At 71.1% G+C, this 5,251-nt stretch carries 6 protein-coding genes and 1 tRNA gene; 5 read left to right on the top strand and 2 right to left on the bottom strand.

The annotated features are described in order from the left end of the window. Positions 1-98: 98 nt before the first annotated feature. The 3 genes from VN520_RS37365 (at position 99) to VN520_RS37375 (ending at position 2,325) form a co-directional block, all read left to right on the top strand. Positions 99-1,295 (top strand): NAD(P)/FAD-dependent oxidoreductase, encoded by a 1,197-nt coding sequence (locus VN520_RS37365; RefSeq protein WP_325751403.1) that lies wholly within the window; start codon positions 99-101, stop codon positions 1,293-1,295. Positions 1,296-1,334: 39 nt separating this feature from the next. Then, positions 1,335-1,715 carry a nuclear transport factor 2 family protein gene (locus VN520_RS37370; RefSeq protein ID WP_325751404.1) on the top strand — a complete coding sequence of 127 codons (381 nt, stop codon included), beginning with the start codon at positions 1,335-1,337 and terminating at the stop codon, positions 1,713-1,715. Positions 1,716-2,031: 316 nt separating this feature from the next. Next, entirely contained in the window at positions 2,032-2,325 is a 294-nt protein-coding gene (locus tag VN520_RS37375; protein WP_325751405.1) for a DUF1330 domain-containing protein, read from the top strand. 189 nt (positions 2,326-2,514) lie between these two features. On the opposite strand, the gene VN520_RS37380 is transcribed toward VN520_RS37375, so the two are convergent. Next, positions 2,515-2,793 (bottom strand): response regulator transcription factor, encoded by a 279-nt coding sequence (locus tag VN520_RS37380; RefSeq protein WP_414720074.1) that lies wholly within the window; start codon positions 2,791-2,793, stop codon positions 2,515-2,517. A 107-nt stretch (positions 2,794-2,900) separates the two neighbouring features. Then, positions 2,901-2,985 (bottom strand) — tRNA-Leu (locus VN520_RS37385). A gap of 86 nt (positions 2,986-3,071) precedes the next feature. Here VN520_RS37385 and VN520_RS37390 point away from each other — a divergent pair. Beyond that, on the top strand, positions 3,072-4,400 hold the full coding sequence (locus tag VN520_RS37390; RefSeq protein ID WP_325751406.1) for a M20/M25/M40 family metallo-hydrolase: 1,329 nt from the start codon (positions 3,072-3,074) through the stop codon (positions 4,398-4,400). A gap of 12 nt (positions 4,401-4,412) precedes the next feature. Then, positions 4,413-5,204, top strand: a complete 792-nt coding sequence (locus VN520_RS37395; RefSeq protein ID WP_325751407.1) for an SDR family oxidoreductase — start codon at positions 4,413-4,415, stop codon at positions 5,202-5,204. Positions 5,205-5,251 lie beyond the last annotated feature (47 nt).

Here is a 5,251-nt window from a genome sequence, read left to right on the forward strand (position 1 = left end):
CTTCCATCTGACAGCCCCGGAAGGGACGCGTCGAGATCGTGCAGTTCCTCGATGCCGACGCGCCATGACCGGGTTCGAACCCCAGGAAGGACAGAGAGATGCTCACGCCAGTCGCCCTGGAGGAACAGCTCGCCGCCGTCCGTCGGAATCGGCTGCGGGTGCTCGTCGTCGGCGCCGGCGTGGCCGGTGTGACGCTGGCGCAGTTCCTGCGTGCCGCGGGACTGGACCCGGTCCTGGTGGATCGCCGGGGTGCGGATGCCGATCCGGGCTACATGCTCGGACTGATGCCGCTGGTGGATCCTCCGTTGGCGCACCTGAAGGTGCAGGACGCGTACCGGGAGCGATCGGTGCCGGTCCGCCGCTACGCGATGCGTGGCCGGTCCGGCCGGCCGCTACGGCAGTACTCGCTGGGCAGCCTGCTCGAGTTCGGGGACTACCGGGGCATCTCGCGTGGCGAACTGCTGGCCGCGCTGGCCGATACCGGGGGAGCGGTGGCGTACGGCGCGACGGTGACACGGCTCGCGCAGCAGGCGGACGTCGTCCGTGCGGTGCTGTCCGACGGCGCCTCGGAGAGGACGGCCGAGTTCGACGCGGTCATCGCGGCTGACGGGCTGCATTCGTCCACCCGGAAGTTGGTCCTCTCGACGGATCAGGTCACCGGCTACGACACTGGATGGACCGGGTGGGTCGGGTGGGCGGAGCCGGACGACGCCGCGGACCTGTACGAGGAGTGCTGGGGCGCCGGGTTCTTCGTCGGGCTGTACCCGGTGAAGGGCAGGACCGGCGTCTTCGTGGGTGGGCCGCGCTCGGCGACGGCGGCAGGGGCACCGGCTTTCGTCGTCAGGGTCCGCGGGCAGCTGCGGGGGAGGGACCCGCGCGTGGACCGGGCACTCACCGCGATAGCTGCTGGTCGCGACGTGCACTCCTGGTCACTGACCGACGTCCGGGCCGCGACCTGGTCCGTCGGCCGGGTCGGCCTGGTGGGTGACGCCGCGGCCGGCTTCCTCCCGACCGCCGGCGTCGGCGCGGCGATGGCGATGGAGTCCGCCGCTGTCCTGGGACGGTCGCTGGCGGAGGCCGCGCCCGGGGCGGTGACGGACACGCTGCGCCGCTACGAGGCTCGGCAGCGGCCCCGGGTCCAGGCCGCCCAGCAGAACTCCCGGGTCCTGGCCCGGCTGATGTTCCGGAGGTCGCTACCGGTCGCAGTCGTGCGGGATGCGGCCGCGCGATTCGTGACCCTGGACAGGGCACTTGCACCGATCCGCCGGCTGCTGTCGGACCGCACTGACCTCTAGTTCCTGCTGCAGGGTCGAGGCGACTCTTGGAGGAAGCCCATGTCGAACAGCATTGCGGAGCGGATCGCAGCCGCGTACGCCGCTGCCCTGGCCGACGACCGCGCCGAAGACCTGGTGGCGCTCTTCGGGGATCGACCCCGTCTCCAGAGTCCCTTCTCCGTCTGGGAGACGCCGTCCACCGTCCGGGCGGTGTGCCTGGCGCGAACGACGGCCTTCCACGGCGTCACCGTGGCCCAAGTCCTGACGGACGACGATCGCGCGGTGGTGTTGTGGCGGGCGACCGTGCGCGGCGAGCTCGTTGAGGGCTGCGAGGTGCTGACCCTCTCCGCCGGATCGGTGGAGCGGGTGGATGTCTACCTGCGGCCCGCACCGGTCCTGCCCACGGTCTATGCGGCGATGAGCGCCGCATGGCCACGGTGAGCACCAGACGCATATCGGTCCCGATCCATCACGCTGAACACGGTCAGGGCCGTCGCGGAGACCGGAGTCGACGCGATATCCGTCGGTGCCAACCACCCACAGCGCGACGGCGCTCCGGCACGTTCCCCTGTCGCCGGAGGCGCCCGAGGCGCTGAGGAAGACTTCGCCGGGGCGCGAACCGGCAGCCGCGGGTGGCAGGGCCGAACCAGGCCGGATCAGCACGTCCCCACAACTGCCCGGTGCTCCGTCGCCGGGATCGAGCAACCTGAGCGTCGATTCGAAGTCGGACATATCCGGCCGAACACAGGAGATCTCCATGGCCAAGGGCTACTGGGTCAGTGTCTACCGCGTCATTTCCGATCGTGAGAGGCTGACTGCCTACGACAAGCTTGCTGGCGTGGCCGTCCGAGCTGGGGGTGGGCGTGTGCTGTCCAGTGGCGGCCGAGTCGTCGCCCACGAGGCCGGAAACACGCATCGCGTCGTTCTGATCGAGTTCGCCAGCTTCGAACGAGCCGTCGAGGCATACGAGAGCGAGGCGTACCAGAAGGCGCTGGTGACTCTCTCCGACGCCGTCGAGCGCGACTTCCGCATCATCGAAGGCATCGACTGATCGACGGAGGCTTTCAAACCCGCCGGGAGGCGGCCGCCGCTCTCCGCGCGGAAATCTGCACATTCGAGACGGGGGACACCGTACTTCCGCGCACGCCTCCAGCCCGCGTGATGGCTGGTGGCGCCGGGGTTCTTCAGCCGAGCACCCCGATGGAGAGCACGACGCTAGAGGGCTCACGGGTGGCCCGTACTAGCGCGACCGAGTGACGAAGCCTGATTCGTAGGCGAGGACGACTGCTTGCGCGCGGTCGCGGATCCCGAGCTTGGACAGCATCCGCGTCACGTGAGTCGTCACGGTTGTGTCGGCGACGGTGATCTCGCCGGCGATCTCCGCGTTCGACAGTCCGCGAGCGATCAGGCGCAACACCTCCAGCTCACGATGGGTCCGACCGGCCAGCGCAGCCGGGGGACCGGAGGGCTGGGTCGACCCACTGCGGTTGCGCCGTCGGGTGCCCGTCGAGCAGGGCATCGCCGCCAATGACCGGTTGATGTAGTCCTTCAGGCATCGAGCGGATGTGCCGACGCCAGAAGCAGGAGAACCCCCACCGGCTCAGAAGCCGTGGGGGTTCAACTCGGTGTCCGAGGGGGGACTTGAACCCCCACGCCCGATAAAGGGCACTAGCACCTCAAGCTAGCGCGTCTGCCATTCCGCCACCCGGACAGGTGGACGCACCGGAGCGCGTCGGGGACGAGCATAACCGAGCCGGACCCCGCCTCGGGACAGGGGCCGGTGGCAGGATCCGGGGCATGTCGCAGCCCTCCGTCACCCCTCTCGCCGGCGCCCAGCAGGAGGTCGCGGACCTGCTGTCGGAGCTCATCCGGATCGACACCACGAACACCGGGGACACGGCCACCAGCGCGGGGGAGCGGAAGGCCGCCGAGTGGGTCGCGGCGAAGCTCGACGAGGTGGGCATCAGCTCGGTCATCCACGAGTCCGAGCCCGGTCGGGCCAGCCTGGTCGCCCGGATCGAGGGCACCAACCGGGACCGCCCGGCGCTGCTCGTCCACGGCCACTTGGACGTCGTCCCGGCCGACCCGACCGAGTGGAGCGTGCACCCGTTCAGCGGCGAGCAGCGCGACGGCTACGTGTGGGGCCGCGGCGCGGTCGACATGAAGGACATGGACGCGATGGTGCTGGCTCTCGTCCGCGACTGGGCCCGCACCGGGGCGAAGCCCGACCGGGACATCGTGCTCGCCTTCGTCGCCGACGAGGAGGCCGGCGGCCGGAAGGGCGCCCACTTCCTGGTCGACTCCCACGCCGACCTGTTCGAGGGCTGCACCGAGGCGATCAGCGAGGTCGGCGGCTTCAGCATCACCGTCCGCGACGACCTGCGCCTCTATCTGGTACAGACCGCGGAGAAGGGGCTGGCCTGGATGAGGCTGACCGCCGACGGCCGCCCCGGGCACGGCTCCTTCGTCCACGACGACAACGCCGTCACCCGGCTCGCGCAGGCGGTCTCCCGGATCGGTTCCACCCGGCTGCCCACGGTGCTCACCCCACCCATGCGCCAGTTCCTCGACGAGGTCAGTGACGCCTACGGCATCGACATCGACCCCGACGCCCCCGAGCAGGCGCTGGCCCGGCTCGGCGGCATCAGCCGGATGATCGGCGCGGCCCTGCGCAACACCGCCAACCCCACGATGCTGGACGCCGGGTACAAGGCCAACGTCATCCCGGGCACCGCCGGCGCGACCATCGACGGCCGCTTCCTGTACGGGCACGAGCAGGAGTTCGAGCAGCAACTCGACGAGCTGATCGGCGAGGGCGTCACCCGTGAGTGGATCACCTACGACCAGGCGGTCGAGACGACGTTCGACGGCCCCTCGGTCGACCTGATGATCCAGGCGCTCAAGGCCGAGGACCCGGCGGCCCGCGCCGTCCCGTTCATCATGAGCGGCGGCACCGACGCCAAGAGCTTCGAGACCCTGGGCATGCGCTGCTTCGGCTTCTCCCCGCTCAAGCTCCCCGCCGACCTCGACTTCGCCTCGCTCTTCCACGGCATCGACGAGCGCATCGCGGTCGACTCCCTGCACTTCGGCATCCGGGTCCTCGACCGGTTCCTCCGCGGGGCGTGATGTGATCCCGGGGTGACCCCCACTCCGGGCAGCGTTGCCCTGATCACCGGCGGGACCGGCGGCTTCGGCCGCGCCCTCGCCGCCCTGCTGCGCCGGCAGGAGGTGACCGTGGTGCTCGCCGACCTCGACAGTGACGCCAACCGTCGGACGGCGGCCGACCTCGACGCGCACTTCGTCGCCCTCGACGTCACCGACCGGGTCGCCAACGCCGCCGTCGTGGCCCAGGTGGAGGCCGAGCACGGCCGGCTGGACGCCGCGTTCCTCAACGCCGGCATCGCCGGGAAGAGCCGCGACACCCTGGACGTCGACGAGTTCCTCCGCGTCGTCGACGTCGACCTGTTCGGCGTCGTCTACGGCACCGAGGCCGCTCTGCCCGCCCTCGCGCGTGCCGGCGGCGGCTCGATCGTGGTGACGGCGTCGCTGGCCGGGCTCTCCCCGGTCGCCACCGACCCCGGGTACAGCGTGGCCAAGGGCGGCGCGGTCGCCTTCGTCCGCGCGCTGGCCCCGCGGTTGGTCGGCGACGGCATCACCATGTCCGCGATCTGCCCCGGGTTCGCCGACACGGCGATCATCGACCCGCTGCGCGACGAGTTCGCCGCGTCCGACTTCCCGGTGCTGTCCGCCGAGGAGGTGGCGCGGGCGATGGCCGCGGCGTGGGCCGGCGCCGAGCCGGGCGCGGCGTACGTCGTCCAGCCGGGCATCGGTGCGGTGCCCTACCGGTTCAAGGGCGTGCCCGCGGCTCGGACGGCGAGCGGCGAGACCGCCGTCGTCCCGCAGGCGCTGATGCCGCCGGCGCTGCGCTGACCCGGTGACGCCGATCACCACCGGTTCTGGCACTGTCGCCGGCATGC

Origin of the sequence: Streptomyces sp. (assembly GCF_035563135.1) — a bacterium.
GTDB lineage: Bacteria > Actinomycetota > Actinomycetes > Streptomycetales > Streptomycetaceae > Streptomyces.

Bases quoted from the DNA above. Each gene is read 5' to 3' on its own strand.
- VN520_RS37375 (WP_325751405.1), top strand. From the start codon at position 2,032: ATGGCCAAGGGCTACTGGGTCAGTGTCTACCGCGTCATTTCCGATCGT.
- VN520_RS37365 (WP_325751403.1), top strand. From the start codon at position 99: ATGCTCACGCCAGTCGCCCTGGAGGAACAGCTCGCCGCCGTCCGTCGG.
- VN520_RS37380 (WP_414720074.1), bottom strand. From the start codon at position 2,793: ATGCCCTGCTCGACGGGCACCCGACGGCGCAACCGCAGTGGGTCGACC.
- VN520_RS37370 (WP_325751404.1), top strand. From the start codon at position 1,335: ATGTCGAACAGCATTGCGGAGCGGATCGCAGCCGCGTACGCCGCTGCC.
- VN520_RS37390 (WP_325751406.1), top strand. From the start codon at position 3,072: ATGTCGCAGCCCTCCGTCACCCCTCTCGCCGGCGCCCAGCAGGAGGTC.